The following is a 17,492-nucleotide window of genomic DNA, read 5'->3' as shown; positions in this document are numbered from 1 at the left end:
ACATGAAAATGATGCGCAAGCTCTGGACAGCTATTGCGGGCAGCTTCGTCATGCTGCTGGTCATGATGCCTTCCCTGGCCCTGGCAGCCAAGAAGGCGGCGGCAAACGTGGTCATCGTGGCCGATACCCGCCGCCTGGACGGTATCATGCTGTGGTGGGCGCAGATGTACAATGACAGTCATCTGTACTTCACCATCCTGACCATCATCATCATCCCGACGGTCGGCTGCATCTTCGGCTTCCTGGCCGACGTTGTGATGTCGCACATCGGTATCGACCTCAAGCACCGCGAGCTGGCTGAACACTAGGCCGGAAGGGAGGAAAACATGGATTGGTTGTATGTTTTGATGCCCATCTCCGGCGTGACGATTTTCTGGCCCGGTCTGATCATTCTGGGTCTCGGCGTCGGCATCATCGGTGGTTTCTTTGGTATGGGCGGTGCCTGGATGGTTACCCCCGGTCTGAACATCCTCGGCTTCCCCATGGCCTTCGCCGTGGGCACGGACGTTGCCCACATGGCCGGCAAATCCCTGATCTCGACCCTGCGGCACGGCAAGTTCGGCAACGTTGACTACAAGCTCGGCCTGACCATGCTGGTCGGTACCATCGTGGGCGTGGAACTGGGCGCCCAGATGCTGATGTGGCTGGAACGCCTGGGTTCCGTCGACAAGGTCGTGCGCTGGCTGTACGTCGTGCTGCTGATCTGCATGGCCTGGATGGTCTTCCATGACGTGGCCCTGCGCAAGAAGAAGGAACGCGAAGCCGCCGCCCGCGGTGAAGAGCTCTCCGCTACCGCCACCGGTATCGACTGGGCCTCCAAGCTGCACGCCATCCGCATTCCCCCCATGGTGCACTTCCACGGCGCCGGTATCTACTGCTCCGCCTGGCTGCCCATCGCGGTCTCCCTGTTCACTGGCTGGCTGGCCGGTATCCTCGGCATCGGCGGCGGTCTGATCCGCATGCCCGCCCTGGTGTACCTGGTCGGTTGCCCCACCCACGTGGCCGTGGGTACGGACCTCTTCGAAGTGGCCATCTCCGGCCTGTACGGCGCCGCTTCCTTCACCTTCAAGGGGCGTACTGAACTCGTGGCCGCCCTCATCATGCTGGTCGGTGCCGCCATCGGTGCCCAGATCGGTGCTGTTGCCACCAAGTACATCAAGGGTTACGGCATCCGTATCGCCTTCGGCTGCGCCGTCATCGGCTGCCTCGCTTCCGTGGTCCTGAAGCTCATCCAGCCCTACTTCCCCGCCTATGCCGGCTTCATCAACGGCGTGGCTACCGTGGTGGTTCTGGGCTTCGTGAGCGCCATCTCCCTCTACATCACCGTCCGTATGGTTCAGGGCGCCAAGGCTGAACTGGCCGCCAAGAAGCGCCAGGCGTAAGGAGGCAGCACATGAGAATGCGTAACGTAATTCTGACTCTGGTACTGGCTCTCAGCCTCGGTCTGACCGCGTGCGAATTTGGCCAGGTGGAACAGGGCCGCTGCGTGGCCTTCAATCCGGAAACCAAAACTCTTCTGGTGGTGCTGGACGTCAATCATGACCAGCGCAACCCCCACTACTCCGGCGGCGTCCATGAGTACACCCTGCCTGCCGATCCGTCTGAAATCGGTCCCCTGCCCGTTCCCGGCGGCCGCGTGATGTTCGACCTGGAAAAGTCCACCGTCACCATCTTCAACCCCGAGACCAAGGCTCTGGAAGTCCTGAACGTGCAGTTCACCGATGTTGAGAAGGGCATCAAGCGCACCCATCCCAAGGTGCACGGCAAGACCTTCCCCATCATCGACAAGGACAAGATGTCTGTGACCGAATACTCGGCCCGCCTGCAGGCCCTGGTGACCTTCACCATCCCCGCTGACAAGATCGACCTGCCCCCGGCCACCTGGGAAGCCGGTGACGAAGTCCGCATGTACTACAAGGAAAATGCCAAGCATCAGGCCCTGCGGTTCATGAACATCACCCGCACCAACATCTTCAAGAAGTAAACAACAGCAGCATCCACAACCCGGGGGGCGGCCCTCCGCCCCCCACCCCCTCCTGCTAGACGAGACTGCCGTGAAAAGCCTTTCCCGGCAGTCTTTTGATAACAGACCTTCTTCCCGCCAAGGAGCCCGTCATGACCAGCAGCTACAAGCGTTCCCTGTATTCCAGCATCGTCCGCATTGTTGCCAATGTGGTGATGATAGGCGCTGTCTTCCTGGGCATGTACATGGCCTCCCGTTTGCCCATGTCCTCCATGAGCACGTTCTGCCTCTGGTTCTTTGGCATCTCCATTCCTGTCTGGATGGGGGCGTTCGCCCTGATCCGCAAGATCCGCCAGGTCTACGCCGATGAAGGCGCCACCTACATCGAACTGCCCCGGCAGGGCGCCAGTCTGGTCTACTGGCGGGTCCTGGAACAGCCCCAGCACCACCTGGGGATCGTTCGCTGACATTCGCCTCCGGAAAAGCCCGCTGCCCTCCGTCCCCGCCGCTTTGGGCCGGGGCCCGAAGCGGAGGCGGCGGGCTTGCCGGAAGGCCGCTCTTCCTCTAGACTGCCCGTATGAGCGATTCCTCCAATTCCTTCTGGCAGGCACTGCCAGCCCTCAAAGAACGCCAGCGCCGCACAGGTCTGCTGGCCGCTCTTGTGCTGGGGCTGGCTGTCCTCGTTCTTGTGGACGGTCTGCAGGCCCTCATGCGTGCCGGGTCCTACCATCTGGACATCGTTGCCGGGCAGGGGACCATGCTTTCCGGCCCCATCGGCATCGACAAGCCGCGCGACAGCGACCTGCTGGTCTCCGTGACCCCGGAAGGCGCGCCGCTGAGCTTCCGTCTGGACGGCTTTTTTGCCAGCTACTGGTTCGGCAACGGCATGTGGCGCGGCGAGATCGTGGCGGAGCAGGGGGCCACTCCCGGCACCTATGCCCTGAGCGTCCGGGTGCGCGGCACACCGGCCAGCGCCACGCAGCGCTATGAGGTCACCGTCTGGAGCGACGCCGCCAGCCTGCGTCAGGGGGCCTACTCCCTGACCGTGTCCCTGCTGGGCTTCAATCCCTTCTGGCTGTCCGGCATCCTGGCCTGTATCGGCGTCGTGCCGGGCCTGCTCTCCTTCCTGTCCGGGCGGCGCATCGTCAGGCTGCTCTGGTACGCCGGGTTCAGCGAAGTGTTCCGCACGGAGGCCCGGAAGGACGGCAGCCTGATGCTCTGGTGCTCGGGCTCCAAGAAGGAAGGCCCCGCCGAAGGGGCCCTGTGCGAGGTGGTGGATGCCGGTGGGCAACTGCTGGGCCGGGCCAGGCTGGAGAAAAAGGCCGCCACCTGCATGGAATTGCGGATGGCTGCCGGGGAACTGCCCGACGGCGAAATCCCGGAAAGCTGCTACGTGCGTCTGTCCGCACCGCGCAACTGAGTCCTTTTGCCAAAAGATCGCATGGAGGGCTTCCCGGCAGGGAGGCCCTTTTTCATCGTCTGTGGGCTCCGGCCGCGCGCCGGGCTTTTCGGCATGTCCCGTCCCGGAAGGGAAGGGAGTCGGTGTCCGGCTGTCTCCCGGAAGAGGGGCCGCCGGGGCGGGAACAGCGTCATGCCCCGCAACGCGCCCCGTTCCGCCGTCCCCCGCCTGTCCTGCTTGCCGCCGGGGCGGCCATGGGCTACACTTGCAAAGCGCCGTGGCTCTGCCATGGCAGCTGTCATAACAAGGATGTAACTGCAAGATGTCTGAACTGTGTCCCTGCGGCAGTGGCCGCCCTCTGGACGAATGTTGTGGTCCCTACCTGGAAGGCAAGGCCTGGCCCGATGATGCCGACACCATGGTGCGCTCGCGCTTCAGCGCCTATTGCCTCGGCAAATTCGATTATCTGGTGGAGACTACCCATCCCGCCTATCGCGAAGATCTGACCGCCCAGATGCTGGAAGAGCAGACCCGTGACGTCCACTGGCTGCGTCTGGACATGGGCCCCTGTGAAAAGGACCAGCCCGAAGGCGAGAACGGCGAGCTCTTCGATACGGCCGAATTTTATGCCTACTACGAACTGGAAGGTTCCGTGCGCCAGATCGGCGAACGCAGCTTTTTCCAGCGCAAGGACGGCAAGCTGTACTATGTGGACGGCGTGGCCCGTCGCCCCAAGGCTTACCGTCGTCCCGAGCCCAAGGTGGGCCGTAACGATCCCTGTCCCTGCGGCAGCGGCAAAAAGTACAAGAAGTGCTGCGGCCGGGAATCGGCCTAGGCGGGGGGATCCATGGCCAATCCTGGCCCTGTTGCCGCCATCCGGCAATTTTGTCTTGAATGTCAGGGCAATTCCTCCCGTTCCGTGCGTCAGTGCGCGGATGAGGACTGCCCCCTGTGGGGCTGGCGCATGGCCGCCATCGAGGCGGACAGCCGTCCGGAATGGCATGGCCCGGATGCGCCGCGCCGTGCCCTGCGCGTCATCCGCGGGCAGTGCATGATGTGCGCCGGCAGCCGTGCCGACGTGCGCCAGTGTGCCGCCCGTGAGGACTGCGTGCTGTGGCGCTACCGTTTCGGCGTGCGACCGCAGACCTACAAAGAGGTGCGGCGGCGCTTTTTTGCCCCCAAGCCCCTGAAACTGTTTTGATTTCACGGAGCGGCATCATCGTGGTGCCGCTCCGGGCCTCTTTCCGGCCCTGCCGGTCCTTTTGGCTTCCCTTGCGGAAGACGCCCCATCCAGGGGGAGGACACCATGATGCATACGCTTGAATGGTCCCGCGCCTATACCGGTCGTCTGCAGCGGGACGCTGCCGCCGTTTTCGCCGCGCGTGCGCCGGAGCTGTCGCGCCGTCTGGAGACGGAATGCGCGCAAGGCTCGCTGCCTTTCCTGACCATGCCGTACCGGGAACGCCTGGAGCGGGAACTGCCGCCCCTGCTGCCCCGGGTCCGTGCGCGGCGCCATATGCTGGTGCTGGGCATCGGCGGCTCCGCACTGGGGGCCCGCGCCCTGCAGCGCGCCTTTGCGCCCGGGCAGGACGGTCCCTGCCATGACGGTCCCTGCCTCTGGATCGCGGACAACGTCTGCGCCGCCACCTTCGAGAGCTGGCTGGCCAAGCTGCCGCCCCACGAGACCACGGTGGTCTGCATCAGCAAGTCCGGCGGCACCATCGAGACCCTTGCCCAGTACTTCCTTTGCCGGGACTGGCTGCGCAAGGCCCTGGGCGAGCGCTGGCACGAGCACATGATCGTGGTCACGGACCTGCACCAGGGTTTCCTGCGCGAGGAGGCCTCCCGCTACGCTCTGGATTCGCTGGAAGTGCCGGACAATCTGGGCGGCCGCTATTCGGCCCTTTCGGCCGTGGGCCTGCTGCCCGCCGCCTTTTTGGGTATCGACTGGCAGGCCCTGCTGGACGGGGCGGCCGCTGTGGCCCGCCCGCTGGCCCAGGATCCGTCCTGCCTTGCCGGGCATCCCACCTTCCATCTGGCCTGCTGGGCCAACGCCCTGGAGAGCCACGGCTACAGCCAGCTGGTGTTTTTCTGCTATGTGCCGCAATGGGCCACCTATGGCCCCTGGTTCGCCCAGCTCTGGGCCGAGAGCCTGGGCAAGGACGGCAAGGGCATCATGCCCGTGCCCGCCACCGGGGTCACGGACCAGCATTCCGTCAACCAGATGTTCCTGGACGGGCAGCGTGACAAGGGCTGCATCTTCGTGACCGCCCGGGGGCTGGAGCAGGGGCGGCATTTCGGCCGGGACCTGCCTGACCACTGGAGCTGGCTGCGCGGCAAGCCCTTCGGGGCCCTGCTGGAAGCCGAAGGCCTGGGCACGCGCATGGCCCTGTGCAAGAGCGGCGTGCCCCTGCTGCACATGGAGATGGGCGAATGCACGCCCCGCGCCGCGGGCAGCATGATGCTGCTGCTGGAAGCGGCCACGGTCTTCACCGGCTGGCTCATGGGCATCAATCCGCTGGACCAGCCCGCGGTGGAACTGGGCAAGCGGCTGGCCAACACCCGTCTGGGGGCGTCCGGTTATCCCCGGGAGGCTGCCGACCTGGCCGAATTTCTGGCTGTGGCGCAGGAGCCCGAGAGCTTCTAGGAAGCCCGTTTTTCCCTGCCGCGCCTCCGGCCTGCCCTGTTGCGGGCCGTGGGCGGCAGACTGGAGCATCGCATGTTCAAAGGTGGTACCGCCGCAGCGGGAGCGACGGCAGAGCAGGATCTGCCGCTGAGCTATGCCCGCACGCTGTCCTGGCTCTCGTTGCTGGTCATCATGGCCACCAGTCTGGTGCTGTCGTTCTTCATCGCCAATTCGGCGCGCGAGGCCCTGCTGACACGGCAGGAGAACTTCTCCCGCCTGCTGGCCGAGAACCTCAACCACCAGATCTACCGGCGTTTCGCCCTGCCCACGCTGCTGGCCCACGGGCGCATCGCCCTGCGCCAGCCCAGCCAGTACGACAGGCTGGATCAGGTGGTGCAGTCCGTGGTCCACGGGCTGCCCATGGAACGCCTGCGCATCTATGACTTCACGCGGGTGGTGGCCTATTCCACCAGCAAGGAAGAGCTGGGCCGCATGGGCGTGGGCCCGGAAAGCCTGGACAGCACCCTGCGCGGCGGCGTGCCCAAGCCGGAGCTGATCTCCAATATCCCGGACTGGCGGGCCATCTTCCATCTGCCCCTGCCGTCGGGGACCTTCGTCCTGCGGACCCTCTATCCCCTGCGCGGGGAACCCCTCCAGCCGGGGGCGGAGCCGCCCATCATGGGGGCGCTGGAGCTGACGCAGGACATCACCAGCGATTACGAGCAGATCTTGCTTTTCCAGGGCGTGGTGGTGGTGACCTGCCTGCTGTCGTCGGTCATCATGTTCGCCTTGCTCCTGATGCTCATCCAGCGGGCGGAACGCGTCCTGGCCGACCGCATGGCCAAGAACCGCCAGCTGGAGAACGAGCTGCACAGCAACGAGAAGCTGGTCAGCATGGGCCGCGTCATCGCCAGTATCGCCCACGAGATACGCAACCCGCTGGGCATCATCCGCTCCAGCGCGGAGCTGCTGCAACGCCGTATGGGCAAGGCCGATGCCGGGACCTCGCGCATCCTGCAGGCCATCTATGACGAGTCCGTCCGTCTGTCGCAGACGGTCAACGATTTTCTGGACTATGCCCGTCCCCGCCAGCCGCGGCAGGATCTGGTGGATCTGGATCTTGTGCTGAGCCAGGTGCTGGCCTTCCTGGAAGGTGAGCTGGGCCGTGTGGGGGTGGCCATCGAGCGGGCCACCTCGCCCGGTCTGTGGGTGCGCGGTGACAAGGACCTGCTCTACCGGGCCATCTACAACATCCTGGTCAACGGCCAGCAGGCCATGGACGGGCCGGGCATCATCCGCATCAGCAGCCGCCGGAGCGACGACGGGCGCGTGGTGCTGGAGGCCCTGGACTCGGGACCGGGTTTCGATCCGGCCCTGCTGGACAGCGTGCTGGATCCCTTCTTCACCACCAAGGACGGCGGTACGGGCCTGGGCCTGCCCATCGTCAGTTCCATCATCAACAGCCATGGCGGCGAGATCCGGCTGGCCAACGGCCCCGAAGGCGGGGCCTTGGTGCGCATCCTGCTGCCTGCGGCGGAGCCGGAAAAGCCTGAAGAGCCTGAGATCCCCGGTGCTGCCGCGGAAGCCCAGTCCGCCCCCGCGGAAAGCGGAGAAGCCGCAGCCCGGCCCGTCGACGACAGGGAAAACGGGACGCCGGAGCCCGGCAAAGAGAGCTAGACGTGCCCGCACGCCAGGCCGCCTCCCGCCTGCGGGCAGCCTGGGCAGGAACGATGTCGCAGGCTGGCCGCAGCGTCCTTCATCGGCGGGGCTGCTGGCAGAAAATCAGTTTTTTGCGGGCAATACGGTCCTGGGCCTGATCGGAGCCGCCTCACGCCTGTACCGGGAGAAACACCATGAGTGACAAATCGCATATTCTGGTCATCGACGACGAAAAAAACTACCTGCTGGTGTTGCAGACCCTGCTTGAGGATGAGGGCTACACCGTCACCGCCATCAGCGACCCCGAGACGGCCCTGGCCTTCCTGGCCGAGAGCGAGGTGGACGTGGTGGTGACGGACATGAAGATGCCCAAGGTCTCCGGGCGTGAGGTGCTCCAGCATGTGAAGAAGAGCTGGCCCTACATCCCGGTGCTCATCATGACGGCCTTCGGCTCCATCGAAAGCGCCGTGGAGGCCATGAAATACGGGGCCTTCGACTACATCACCAAGCCGTTCTCCAACGACGAGCTGCTGCTCTCCATCCACAACGCCACGGAGCTGGCCCGCGCCCACCGGCAGTACCGCCTGCTGCAGGAAGCCATGGAAGAGCGCTACAGCGTGCACCAGATCGTGGGCCGCAGCCGCGCCATCCGCGATGTGCTGGTCATGGTGGACCGTGCCGCGCCCAGCCGCTCCACGGTGCTCATCACCGGCGAGTCGGGCACGGGCAAGGAACTGGTGGCCCGCGCCATCCATTACGCCAGCCCGCGCAAGGAAAAGCCCTTCGTCTCGGTCAACTGCATGGCCCTCAACCCCGGCGTGCTGGAGAGCGAGCTCTTCGGCCATGAAAAAGGCTCCTTCACCGGTGCCGTGGCCATGCGGCGCGGCCGTTTCGAGCAGGCCGACGGCGGCACGCTCTTTTTGGACGAGATCGCCGAGCTGACGCCCGATCTGCAGGTCAAGCTGCTGCGTGTGCTGCAGGAGCGCCGTTTCGAGCGCGTGGGCGGCGGTGAGGAGATCGAGGTGGACATCCGCGTGGTGGCCGCCACCAACAAGGATCTGGCCGCCATGGTGGAGAAGGGCACCTTCCGCGATGACCTCTACTACCGCCTGAATGTGGTGCAGATCCCTCTGCCGGCCTTGCGCGAGCGCCGGGAGGACATCCCGCTGCTGGTGGCCCACTTCATGGACAAGGTGGCGCGCGAGAACGACATGCCGGCCAAAAAGTTCACCACCGAGGCCCTCAACTACCTGAGCGGCTACGAGTGGCCCGGCAATATCCGCCAGCTGGAGAACGTGGTGGAGTCCTGCATGGTGCTGGTGCCCGGTACGGTCATCGACGTGGACAACCTGCCCGCCGAGATCCGGGACGAGGATTCGCAGTTCAAGAGCGCCGTGGACCTGTTGCCCGTACAGCTGGACCTGGCCGATACCCTGGAGAAGATCGAGGCCGCCCTCATTCGCCGCGCGCTGGTACGCGCCGATCTGGTGCAGGTCAAGGCCGCCGAGCTGCTGGGCATCTCCAAGAGCCTTTTGCAGTACAAGCTCAAGAAATACGCCATCACCGGGCATTAGGGTGGGAAAGGATGTTTGCGGGGGGAGGGAAACCTTTTCGGGAAAAAGGTTCTCCCTCCCCCCGATCCCCCCACCTTTCCAAAACCTTTTATTCAGGTCCCCGACGGCTGTCGTGACATGAAGATCTTGCTGGCCTTGCCGGTCCTCCGGCAGGGCCTTTTTGTTTTTGGGGGAGGCCGTTCGGGGAGGTATTTTGTGAGGATGATGGATGTTTTTTTTGCAGGACAGGCTGTTTCCCTTCGTCGGGCTCTTGGGAGCTGTTCCCGTGAATTGGCGGGCGGCTTGAAGGCGTGTGCCTGGGCAGGGGACCGGGGCCTGGAGAGGGCGGGAGCCTGACGTGGCGCTTCGGGCCTGATGCCGCTCCGTAGAGGCCACCACGCCGTATCTCGTGACGCACCGGCGCCGGCGTTCCTATAAAGCGCGCCGGGAAGGGAATGGGGGGAGGGGGCCTCTTGCACGAGTAGCGACCGAATGGCGGCCAGAAGGGCCGTGCCCGTTAGCGACGAAGGAGCTTTACGGGCATCGACAGCAGAGATGAGGGGGCTCCCTTCCCCCAAAAAAGCGCCCTGCTAAATCGCTTGCTGCAAACGCAAAAAGCCGCGAACGTTTCCACGCTCGCGGCTTTTGTGGGCCGGACACCCGGCAGCGGCTGTTACCGCTGCTTTCTTTCGAACCTGACGGGGTTGGCAGTGCTGCCGCCGTCCGGCTTGAAGGCAAGCTAGCCGTAAAAGGGGGCTGCTGTCAAGCCCCGATCCCCAGCAGGCGGCCCGCATTGCTGAGGATGCGTTCTATGGCGTCCTCGCTCAGGCCGCTCATGGTACGCAGACGCTCCAGCTCGTGGGCGGGATCATAGAGCGGCCAGTCCGTGCCGAACAGCAGCCTGTCCGGGGAGTGACGGGCCAGCAGCCGCTGCAGGAGCGAGGGCGTCACATAGGGCGTGGTGCTGGAGGTGTCTATCCAGAGGTTCTCAAAGTCGCCCAGGGCCTCCAGGCTGTAATCCCACATCTGATAGCCGCCGAAGTGGGCACCGATGACCCGCAGGCGCGGGAAGGAGCGCATGAGGTCGGCCAGCATGAAGGGGCTGGAAGGGGCCTTGTCCAGGGGATCGTCGCTGCCGATATGGATCTCGAAGACGAAGTCGTCCTGGGCGCTCTCGAAGATGGGCAGCAGGCGGCGGTCGTTGAGCGCGAAACCCTGGAAATCGGGATGGAGCTTGATGCCGCGCAGGCCGCCCGCCTTCATGCGTTCCAGTTCGTCTTCCCAGTCCACATAGGCCGGGTGCAGGGTGCCGAAGCCGATGACTTCCTCATGTTCCCGCTGCAGCTTCATGGCGTAGTTGTTGGCCGGGATGACCTGCGCGGGGGCCGTGGCCGCACAGAGGACGATGCATCTGTCGATGCCGGCGGCCTTCTCACGCTCCAGAAGGTGTTCGATGGTGCCGTCACCGCGACAGTCCAGGTGATAGACCGTGTTGAGATGGTCCACGGCCTTGTGGGCGATCTTGGGATGGAAGGCGTGGGTGTGGATGTCGAAAAACATGATGGGCTCGGATGTCTTGTGGAAGATGCGTCCCTGAGCCCCTGCCGCTTCCTTTCGGGGAAAGGGCCGGTGGGGAAAGGACAGGGAGGCTGGTACTTTTGCCGTTCCGTGACCGGAGGCGCAGCACTGGCCGCGCCCGCGCCTTCCGGTGTTGGTTCGTTGGTTATTCCTTCACGCCGTTGACCACGTTGACCGGGGTGCCCTGCTGCCAGCGGAGGATGTTCTCGGCCGTGAGGTTGATGATGTTCTGCCGCGAACGGGCCGTGGCCCAGGCCATGTGGGGCGTGATGAGGGTGTTGGGCGTGTGCAGCAGGGGATTGTCCGCCGCCGGGGGCTCCTTGGCCAGCACGTCCACGCCCAGGCCGCCCAGTTTGCCGCTGTGCAGGGCCTCGGCCACGGCGGCCTCATCCAGCAGAGGGCCGCGGGCCGTGTTGATGAGGATGGCGCCGGGCTTCATGCGGGCCAGGGCCTTGGCGTTGATGAGGGCCCGGGTGGCATCGGTCAGCGGGCAGTGCAGGGAGATGACGTCGGCCTGCTGGAAGATCTGGTCCGTGGAGGCGAAGGCGAATGGGCTGTAGGACGGAGGGTTGCGGGGGGTGCGGCAGTTGGCCAGGACGGACATGCCGAAGGCGTGCCCCAGCTCGCCCACACGGCGGCCGATGGAACCGAAGCCGATGACGCCCAGCGTCCGCCCGCGCAGGCAGACGGGCGTGGTCTTCCAGTAGCACCAGGTGTCTTTCCATTCACCGGCGCAGACGCTGGCCGTATGCTCGCCGGTACGGCGGCACAGCTCCAGCAGCAGGGCCCAGGCGTGCTGGGCCACGTCGTCCACGCCGTAGGCCACCACGTTGCAGACAGGGATGCCGTGTGCGGCGGCGTCGGCAGTATCGATGATGTCGTAACCTGTAGCCAGGACGGCCACCATGCGCAGGTCGGGCAGGCGGGACAGCGTGCCCGACCGCAGGGGGACCTTGTTGGTGATCAGCACTTCCGCGCCGGCGGCCCGTTCCACGATCAGGTCTTCGGGCGTATCGCCGTAGATGGCCACCTCGCCCAGTTTTTCCAGGGGCGCCCAGCTGATGTCGCCGGGGTTGATGACGTCGCCGTCAAGCACAACTATCTTCATTTTGATCCTTGCTGCGCGCACTGCAAAACGGGCAGGCAGTGTCTGCATGGCCTGTTGCCCGGACAGGCAGGGGAAGAAAAAGGGGCTGTCGCCGCTTTTTCGGGAGCAGTGTAGCCTTAGGCGTACACCCCCGCAAGGGGCGGCCCTTGGACGGGGGGCGAAAAAAAAGGGTCGCCCCGAAGGGCGACCCTTAAAAGCCGGATGGCTGACGACTAGTGAGCGATCACGCAGAAGTCGTCGCGGCGGTTCTGGGCCCACACGCTTTCGCCGGAACCCTGCACCACGGGCTTTTCCTTGCCGTAGCTGATCATTTCCAGCTGGCCGGGGTTCACGCCCAGGCGAACCATGTAGTCATAAGCGGCGCGGGCGCGGCGTTCGCCCAGGGCCAGGTTGTATTCCTGGGTACCGCGTTCGTCGCAGTTACCTTCGATGCGCACGCGGATGCTGGGGTACTTCTTCATCAGTTCAGCCTTGGCGGTCAGCATGTCTTTGTACTGGGGCTGAATGTCGAACTTGTCGAAAGCAAACAGCACGCGACCGTCAGTGATCTGCTGGATGGCAGCACGCATTTCGGGGCTCATGTCATCGACATCGCCGGTGGCGTCCTGGGTCTTCTTGGCGCAGCCGAAACCGGCGGCGAGGGCCATAACCAGAGCAAGGATAAGAGCGTAGCGTTTCATTGTGTGTCCTCCTGAACAGCTCTAACTCCAAAAAGGTACCTTTCCTTTCTGTACACAGCGGATGGCGGTATCCCATCCGCAGAACGGATGGTATATGTGAACCAAGTTTTGTCAAGTCAGGATAGGGGGGATTCCCCTATTTTTTCCAGAAATCTGCCCGGTTTTTCCGAAAAAACCGGGCAGGACCTCCGGATTTTACAAAATCTGCCAAAAACTACTTGCCGTCAGGCATGCCCCAGCGGGGGAAGGAGGCCGCACCGCCACCGGTGGGCACCTTCTTGGCATCGCCGCCATGACGGGTGGTCAGATAGATGCCGCGGGAGCCGCCGCGGCTGGAGGCGAAGGCGATGAAGTAGCTGTCGCCGCAGAAGGAGGGCTGCTCGTCGCTGCCGGGGCCGAAGGTGATCTGGCGTTCCAGGCCGGTGACCATGTCCTGCACGAAGATGCGGTGGCCGTATTCGGTCATGCGGCTGTAGGTCACCAGGGTGCCGTCAGGCGAGAGGTTGGCTTCGGTATTGTAGCCGCCGTTCTTGCTGACGCGGGTGATGCTGCCGGAGCTCAGGTCCTTCATGAAGATCTGGGGACCGCCCAGGCGCGAGGAGGTGAAGACCATCTTGGTGCCGGTCCTGTCGAAGGTGGGCGACACGTTGATGGAGTTGCCGCCTTCGAGGATGCGTTCCTTCTGGAAGCCGTGGTTCAGCAGGAAGATGACGGGGTAGCGGCCGTTGGAAAGGGCCACGGCCACCTTGTTGTCAGGCGTGAACGAAGGCCCGATGACCACGTTGCCGGGGAAGCGCACGCGCTGCACGCTGCCCTTTTTGCGGTCCCACACGCCCAGGGAGTGGGACTTTTCGTCGATATGGGTGAAGACGATGAAGCGGCCGTCCGGGGACCAGGCCGGGGACATGGCTTCGCCCTTGATGTTGGTGATCTGGCGCAGGTCGCGGCCCGTGGGCTTGACCAGCCACACGTTGGCGGACAGGCGGCCGGACTTCTTGACGAAGGCCAGGGTGGAGCGGAAGAAGGCGCCGCTGCCGGTCAGCACTTCGAGCAGGTCGGCACAGAAGCGGTCGGCCACTTCGGGCAGGTCGCTGGCGCGCACCTGGGGGTATTCCTTGCCGAACAGGCGGCCGCCGGTGTTGGTCTCAAAGGCGCGGATCTGCACGGAGCTGGTGCCGCTGTCGCCGTTGGGCCAGTAGGTGGTGACCACGATGTCCGAACCGGCCAGCTGGAAGCGCTTGAAGTCCAGGCTCGGGGGCTCGTAGCCGGGCAGCAGGGTACCGCCCAGCACGGAAGAGGCGGGCGTCAGGCGCATGAAGGGCAGGAAGCTGAGGTTCTCTTCCACCAGTTTCTGCAGTTTGGCGCCCATGCCGTTGGCCTGCTTCTGGGGGCCGGTGAGGGGGGCTGCCAGGGCAAGGTTCACGATATTCTGGCCGGGGCCGTAGATATCGACACGCATGGCGGCCTGGGCGGCGCTGCCCAGGGACAGCGTGACGGCCAGGGCCAAAAGGATGGCAAGACGTTTCATGGCGTAATGGTCCTTGTGGTGGTGTCTAGCGCACCAGAGTTAGGGTGACGTTCACAAATCTGCCCACAGCCGCGGGCGGGGGGCTGACCTTTCCTGCCCGGCGTATGCCCTGCCGGACGTATCTGTCAAGCAGCTCGCTGCCGCTGCTTTGCAGGATGCTGTAATTGAGGATCTTTCCCGAGGCGTCCGTCTCCAGGCGCACCGTGGCATAATAGGTGCCCTTGGCCAGTTCCGCGGGGATGAAGGTGGCGTTGCGCAGCTCCATGACCAGCTTGCGGAAATAGGCCGCGTGCTTGGGGCCGTAAGCGTCCTGGGCCTTCAGCGGCGTGGTCAGGGTGGCGGGCTTGGTGTCCAGCGTGACGGGCTCGCTCTTGGCCTCCGGCGCGGGGGCAGCGGCGGCAGGTGCGGCCGTGCCCGCGGCGGGCTTTGCGGCGGCTTTGCGGCGGCTGATGCCGGAAAGGTCGGCCATGTTGCCCTGCCAGAAGGTCAGGTAGACGTCCTGGCTCATGCCGTAGGGCGGCTTGCCCAGGTCGGCGGTCTTCATGACCGCGCCGCACACGGAATCATTGAGGGCCTGGCTGGCGGACTTTTCCAGATAGCCGCAGCGCTCCACCTTGCCTTCCGCGTCCACGCGCACCACGATGCGCACCTTGCCGCGGTCGGCCGGGGCGGCCCAGTTGGCCAGGATCTTTTCCATGGCCTCACCGGCGTAGCCGTTGGCCACGTCCGCCGCAGCGGCGCCTGCGGCCCGTGCGTGCAGGGGCGCCAGGCACAGCATGAGTACCGGCAGCAGGCCCAGGAGGGCCGTCGGGCGGGAAAGGATTCGTTTCATGTGACCTCCACGAAGGCATATGTGCATGCCGATGCGGCTCTTATGCAGCAATGCCGTTCCAGAATGGCGCATCTTTGGGGAAAGATGGGGCCTTCCCCAAAAACAGCGGGATCTCGAGACAGCAAGGCGGCCGCACCACCGGGCACGACCGCCTTGACGGACCGGTTAGCGGCCCATGAGTTCATTGAGGGTGAAGACAAGGTCCAGCTCGGTGTACTGTTCCGACGGCGGCGGCGGGAACGCCCCCGCCCGGCTGGTGCGCCAGATGGCGTTGGCCGCCGAGGAGTCGTACTGCGCGTTGCCGGAGCTTTGCGTCACGTCGACTTTTTCCACTTCGCCCTGCAGGTTGACCTTGACCCGGACCACGCAGACCAGGTTCAGGCGCGTGGCGGAAGTGAAGCTCCAGTTGGGACGCACGGCAAGCATGACCTGACCCATGTAGACGTCGTTGAGGCCACCGCCGCCGGGGCCGTCGCCTTCGCCGCCACCGCCGCCGCCATCGCCGCCGGCATTGCGGCGGGCCTGGGCAAGGGCCTGTTCCACGCTGCTGCCCTTGTCCCCGGATTCGACGCGGGACGTGGCTTCGCGGCGGGCCTGGTTCATGGCTGCGGCCACGGGGTCGCCCTTGGACGGTTTGTCGGCCTTTTTGTCGGTCTTCTTGTCGTCCTTGGGCGTGGACTTTTTATCGTCCTTCTTCTTGTCGTCCTTCTTGGGCTTTTCGGGCTTCTTGTCGTCGTCCTTTTTCTTGTCCTCTTTCTTTTTCTTGTCTTTTTTGTCGGCCACGGGAGTGGCGTCCTTGGGTTCGGGCTTGGGCTTGACCTCATGCTTGGGCTCAGGCTTGCGCTCGACCTTGGGTTCGGGCTTGGCCTCCACCGGACGGGCTTTGTCCGCCGTGGGGTCGGCCTTGACCTCCGGCCGTTCGGGCGCGGCCGCGTCGGCCTTCTTGGCCGGGGGCGAGACGTCCTTGGGGCCGTCCGTGGGCTTGCCCATCTTGCCCAGGATGCTCGAGGGCGTGCGGTTGCCGCCCGGAGCGCCGTCCACCAGGCTGATCATCACCGGCGGCGTCTCCAGGTTCACCGGAGGCGAGCTGGGCCAGAACATGATCAGCAGGAAGACCGCCAGATGCAGGCAGAGGGAAAGAAGATACGAGGCCCAGTTCATCGCTGACTACTTCCCGCCTTTGGCGGCTGCCGCGGCGGCAGCGGGCGACAGGCTCTCGGAGGAATCGGCCACCACGCCGAGCTTTTCGATGCCCACGGCCTTGATGCGGCCCATGACATCCACCACCACGCCGTAGGGGACTTCCTTGTCGGCACGCAGGAAAAGGGTCTTGTTCTTTTCCTTGACCAGGGTCTGGAGGTAACCTTCCAGATCGTCCATGGTCTGGACCTCGTATTCGTCCAGGAAGATCTTGCCGTCGTGGCGGACGGTCAGCATCATGTTGTCGTTTTCGGTCGGCAGCACTTCCACCTGTTTGGTCTGGGGCAGGTCCACTTCCAGCCCCTGGCTCATCATGGGAGTGGCCACCATGAAGATGATCAGCAGCACGAGCATGACGTCCACGAAAGGCGTCACGTTGATCTCGGAGACAAAGCGGTTGTTGCCGCCCACGCTGGCGCCCATCTTACATCTCCGTGGCGCCCGTGCGCTGCACGGAGCGGTGGGCATTGAGTTCGCGCTGCACGCGGTTGAGGAACACGCCGGCAAAGTTCACCAGCAGGGTGTCCACCTGCGAGAGCTTGCCCATAAAGATGTTGAAACCGATGGTGGCGGGCACGGCCACGCCCAGACCGATGGCCGTGGCCACCAGGGCTTCGGAGATGCCGGGGGCCACCGTGGCCAGGGAGGCGGACTTGAGCATGCCGATGGAGTGGAAGGAGTGCATGATGCCCCACACCGTACCGAACAGGCCGATGAAGGGGGCCGTGTTGGCGGCGGTGGCCAGCAGGGAGAGGGAGCGCTCCAGACGGGCCATCTCGCTGGCCACGCCCTGGCGCAGGGAGCGGCGCACGTTGTCCACCACGATCTCGCTGCTGTTGCCGGCTTCCTTGGAGCGGTTGAACTCCATCACGCCCTGATGGGCCACGAAATAGAGCGGGGACGCACGGTCGGAGCCCAGGGAGAGCACGGCCTCACGCAGGCTGGGGGCCTTCTCGAACAGGTCGGTGCCCTGCAGGGCCTTGCGGTAGGCGGCGTTGAGGGCCAGGGTTTTCTGGATCATCATGCCCCAGCTGCCCACGGACATGAGCACCAGGATGCACAGCACGATCTTGGCCACGAGACTGGCCTGGCTGATCATCGAAAAGAAACTGAACTCCATGTATCACTCCTGGAGATGGAAAATGGTGTGCCTGGTTGGATCCTGTGCCCTGCCGGACACAGCACGTATGCAGCGGAAAAAAGAAAACGCCAAAGAGCCCCTGCCATCCGGGGGCCCGGAAGGCAACGGCTGTACGCGGCTTTGAACCGCCCGGAGAATGCAACGTTCGCCGCCTTTTTTCAAGCGTTTTTTCTATGACGGCGCCGGAAGGCCGCCCGGGCGCGAAGACTTTTCACTGCCTTAGAG

The 17,492-nt window shown here is 64.6% G+C and carries 18 protein-coding genes and 1 other RNA gene; 10 read left to right on the top strand and 9 right to left on the bottom strand.

Going from position 1 to position 17,492, the window contains the following annotated elements:
- Window positions 1–2: 2 nt before the first annotated feature.
- The 10 genes from ACQRCJ_RS05765 to ACQRCJ_RS05720 all read left to right on the top strand — a co-directional run bounded on the left by ACQRCJ_RS05765 (window position 3) and on the right by ACQRCJ_RS05720 (window position 9,221).
- Complete coding sequence (locus ACQRCJ_RS05765) at window positions 3–308, top strand: DVU0150 family protein (protein ID WP_168935155.1); 306 nt, start codon at window positions 3–5, stop codon at window positions 306–308.
- 18 nt (window positions 309–326) lie between these two features.
- Window positions 327–1,382, top strand: coding sequence for a sulfite exporter TauE/SafE family protein (locus ACQRCJ_RS05760; RefSeq protein WP_168935154.1), 1,056 nt, complete (start codon window positions 327–329; stop codon window positions 1,380–1,382).
- A gap of 17 nt (window positions 1,383–1,399) precedes the next feature.
- Window positions 1,400–1,984 carry a DUF4881 domain-containing protein gene (locus tag ACQRCJ_RS05755; RefSeq protein WP_427799467.1) on the top strand — a complete coding sequence of 195 codons (585 nt, stop codon included), beginning with the start codon at window positions 1,400–1,402 and terminating at the stop codon, window positions 1,982–1,984.
- Window positions 1,985–2,115: 131 nt separating this feature from the next.
- Window positions 2,116–2,430, top strand: coding sequence for a hypothetical protein (locus ACQRCJ_RS05750; protein WP_168935152.1), 315 nt, complete (start codon window positions 2,116–2,118; stop codon window positions 2,428–2,430).
- A gap of 110 nt (window positions 2,431–2,540) precedes the next feature.
- On the top strand, window positions 2,541–3,383 hold the full coding sequence (locus tag ACQRCJ_RS05745; protein WP_168935151.1) for a hypothetical protein: 843 nt from the start codon (window positions 2,541–2,543) through the stop codon (window positions 3,381–3,383).
- A gap of 301 nt (window positions 3,384–3,684) precedes the next feature.
- Window positions 3,685–4,197: a YchJ family protein gene (locus ACQRCJ_RS05740; protein ID WP_040370146.1), complete on the top strand. Its 513-nt coding sequence runs from the start codon at window positions 3,685–3,687 to the stop codon at window positions 4,195–4,197.
- Between the two features lie 12 nt (window positions 4,198–4,209).
- Window positions 4,210–4,563, top strand: a complete 354-nt coding sequence (locus ACQRCJ_RS05735; RefSeq protein WP_168935149.1) for a hypothetical protein — start codon at window positions 4,210–4,212, stop codon at window positions 4,561–4,563.
- A 105-nt stretch (window positions 4,564–4,668) separates the two neighbouring features.
- Window positions 4,669–6,009 carry a glucose-6-phosphate isomerase gene (locus tag ACQRCJ_RS05730; protein ID WP_427799466.1) on the top strand — a complete coding sequence of 447 codons (1,341 nt, stop codon included), beginning with the start codon at window positions 4,669–4,671 and terminating at the stop codon, window positions 6,007–6,009.
- A gap of 72 nt (window positions 6,010–6,081) precedes the next feature.
- A complete protein-coding gene (locus ACQRCJ_RS05725) occupies window positions 6,082–7,665 on the top strand; it encodes a sensor histidine kinase (RefSeq protein ID WP_303931498.1) in 1,584 nt (527 codons plus the stop codon).
- A 176-nt stretch (window positions 7,666–7,841) separates the two neighbouring features.
- Window positions 7,842–9,221: a sigma-54-dependent transcriptional regulator gene (locus ACQRCJ_RS05720; RefSeq protein WP_072334933.1), complete on the top strand. Its 1,380-nt coding sequence runs from the start codon at window positions 7,842–7,844 to the stop codon at window positions 9,219–9,221.
- 624 nt (window positions 9,222–9,845) lie between these two features.
- Here the strand turns inward: ACQRCJ_RS05720 and ffs are convergent.
- The 9 genes from ffs to ACQRCJ_RS05675 all read right to left on the bottom strand — a co-directional run bounded on the left by ffs (window position 9,846) and on the right by ACQRCJ_RS05675 (window position 17,246).
- Window positions 9,846–9,931, bottom strand: an RNA gene (ffs, locus tag ACQRCJ_RS05715) — signal recognition particle sRNA small type.
- Between the two features lie 31 nt (window positions 9,932–9,962).
- Complete coding sequence (locus ACQRCJ_RS05710; protein WP_168935145.1) at window positions 9,963–10,760, bottom strand: amidohydrolase family protein; 798 nt, start codon at window positions 10,758–10,760, stop codon at window positions 9,963–9,965.
- Window positions 10,761–10,923: 163 nt separating this feature from the next.
- Window positions 10,924–11,886, bottom strand: coding sequence for a D-2-hydroxyacid dehydrogenase (locus ACQRCJ_RS05705; protein ID WP_303995591.1), 963 nt, complete (start codon window positions 11,884–11,886; stop codon window positions 10,924–10,926).
- A gap of 212 nt (window positions 11,887–12,098) precedes the next feature.
- Window positions 12,099–12,566 carry a peptidoglycan-associated lipoprotein Pal gene (gene pal, locus ACQRCJ_RS05700; RefSeq protein WP_006009112.1) on the bottom strand — a complete coding sequence of 156 codons (468 nt, stop codon included), beginning with the start codon at window positions 12,564–12,566 and terminating at the stop codon, window positions 12,099–12,101.
- A gap of 214 nt (window positions 12,567–12,780) precedes the next feature.
- Window positions 12,781–14,094, bottom strand: a complete 1,314-nt coding sequence (locus ACQRCJ_RS05695; RefSeq protein WP_168935141.1) for a PD40 domain-containing protein — start codon at window positions 14,092–14,094, stop codon at window positions 12,781–12,783.
- A 25-nt stretch (window positions 14,095–14,119) separates the two neighbouring features.
- Window positions 14,120–14,926, bottom strand: coding sequence for a TonB family protein (locus tag ACQRCJ_RS05690; protein ID WP_204625360.1), 807 nt, complete (start codon window positions 14,924–14,926; stop codon window positions 14,120–14,122).
- A gap of 165 nt (window positions 14,927–15,091) precedes the next feature.
- Complete coding sequence (gene tolA, locus ACQRCJ_RS05685) at window positions 15,092–16,087, bottom strand: cell envelope integrity protein TolA (protein ID WP_204625361.1); 996 nt, start codon at window positions 16,085–16,087, stop codon at window positions 15,092–15,094.
- A gap of 6 nt (window positions 16,088–16,093) precedes the next feature.
- Entirely contained in the window at window positions 16,094–16,549 is a 456-nt protein-coding gene (locus tag ACQRCJ_RS05680; RefSeq protein ID WP_006009120.1) for an ExbD/TolR family protein, read from the bottom strand.
- A gap of 1 nt (window position 16,550) precedes the next feature.
- Entirely contained in the window at window positions 16,551–17,246 is a 696-nt protein-coding gene (locus ACQRCJ_RS05675) for a MotA/TolQ/ExbB proton channel family protein (protein ID WP_168935135.1), read from the bottom strand.
- Window positions 17,247–17,492: the final 246 nt, after the last annotated feature.

The sequence above is a fragment of the Desulfovibrio sp. SGI.102 genome (assembly GCF_050314315.1).
Classification (GTDB): domain Bacteria; phylum Desulfobacterota; class Desulfovibrionia; order Desulfovibrionales; family Desulfovibrionaceae; genus Desulfovibrio.
This window is presented reverse-complemented; position numbering and strand designations above follow the sequence as displayed.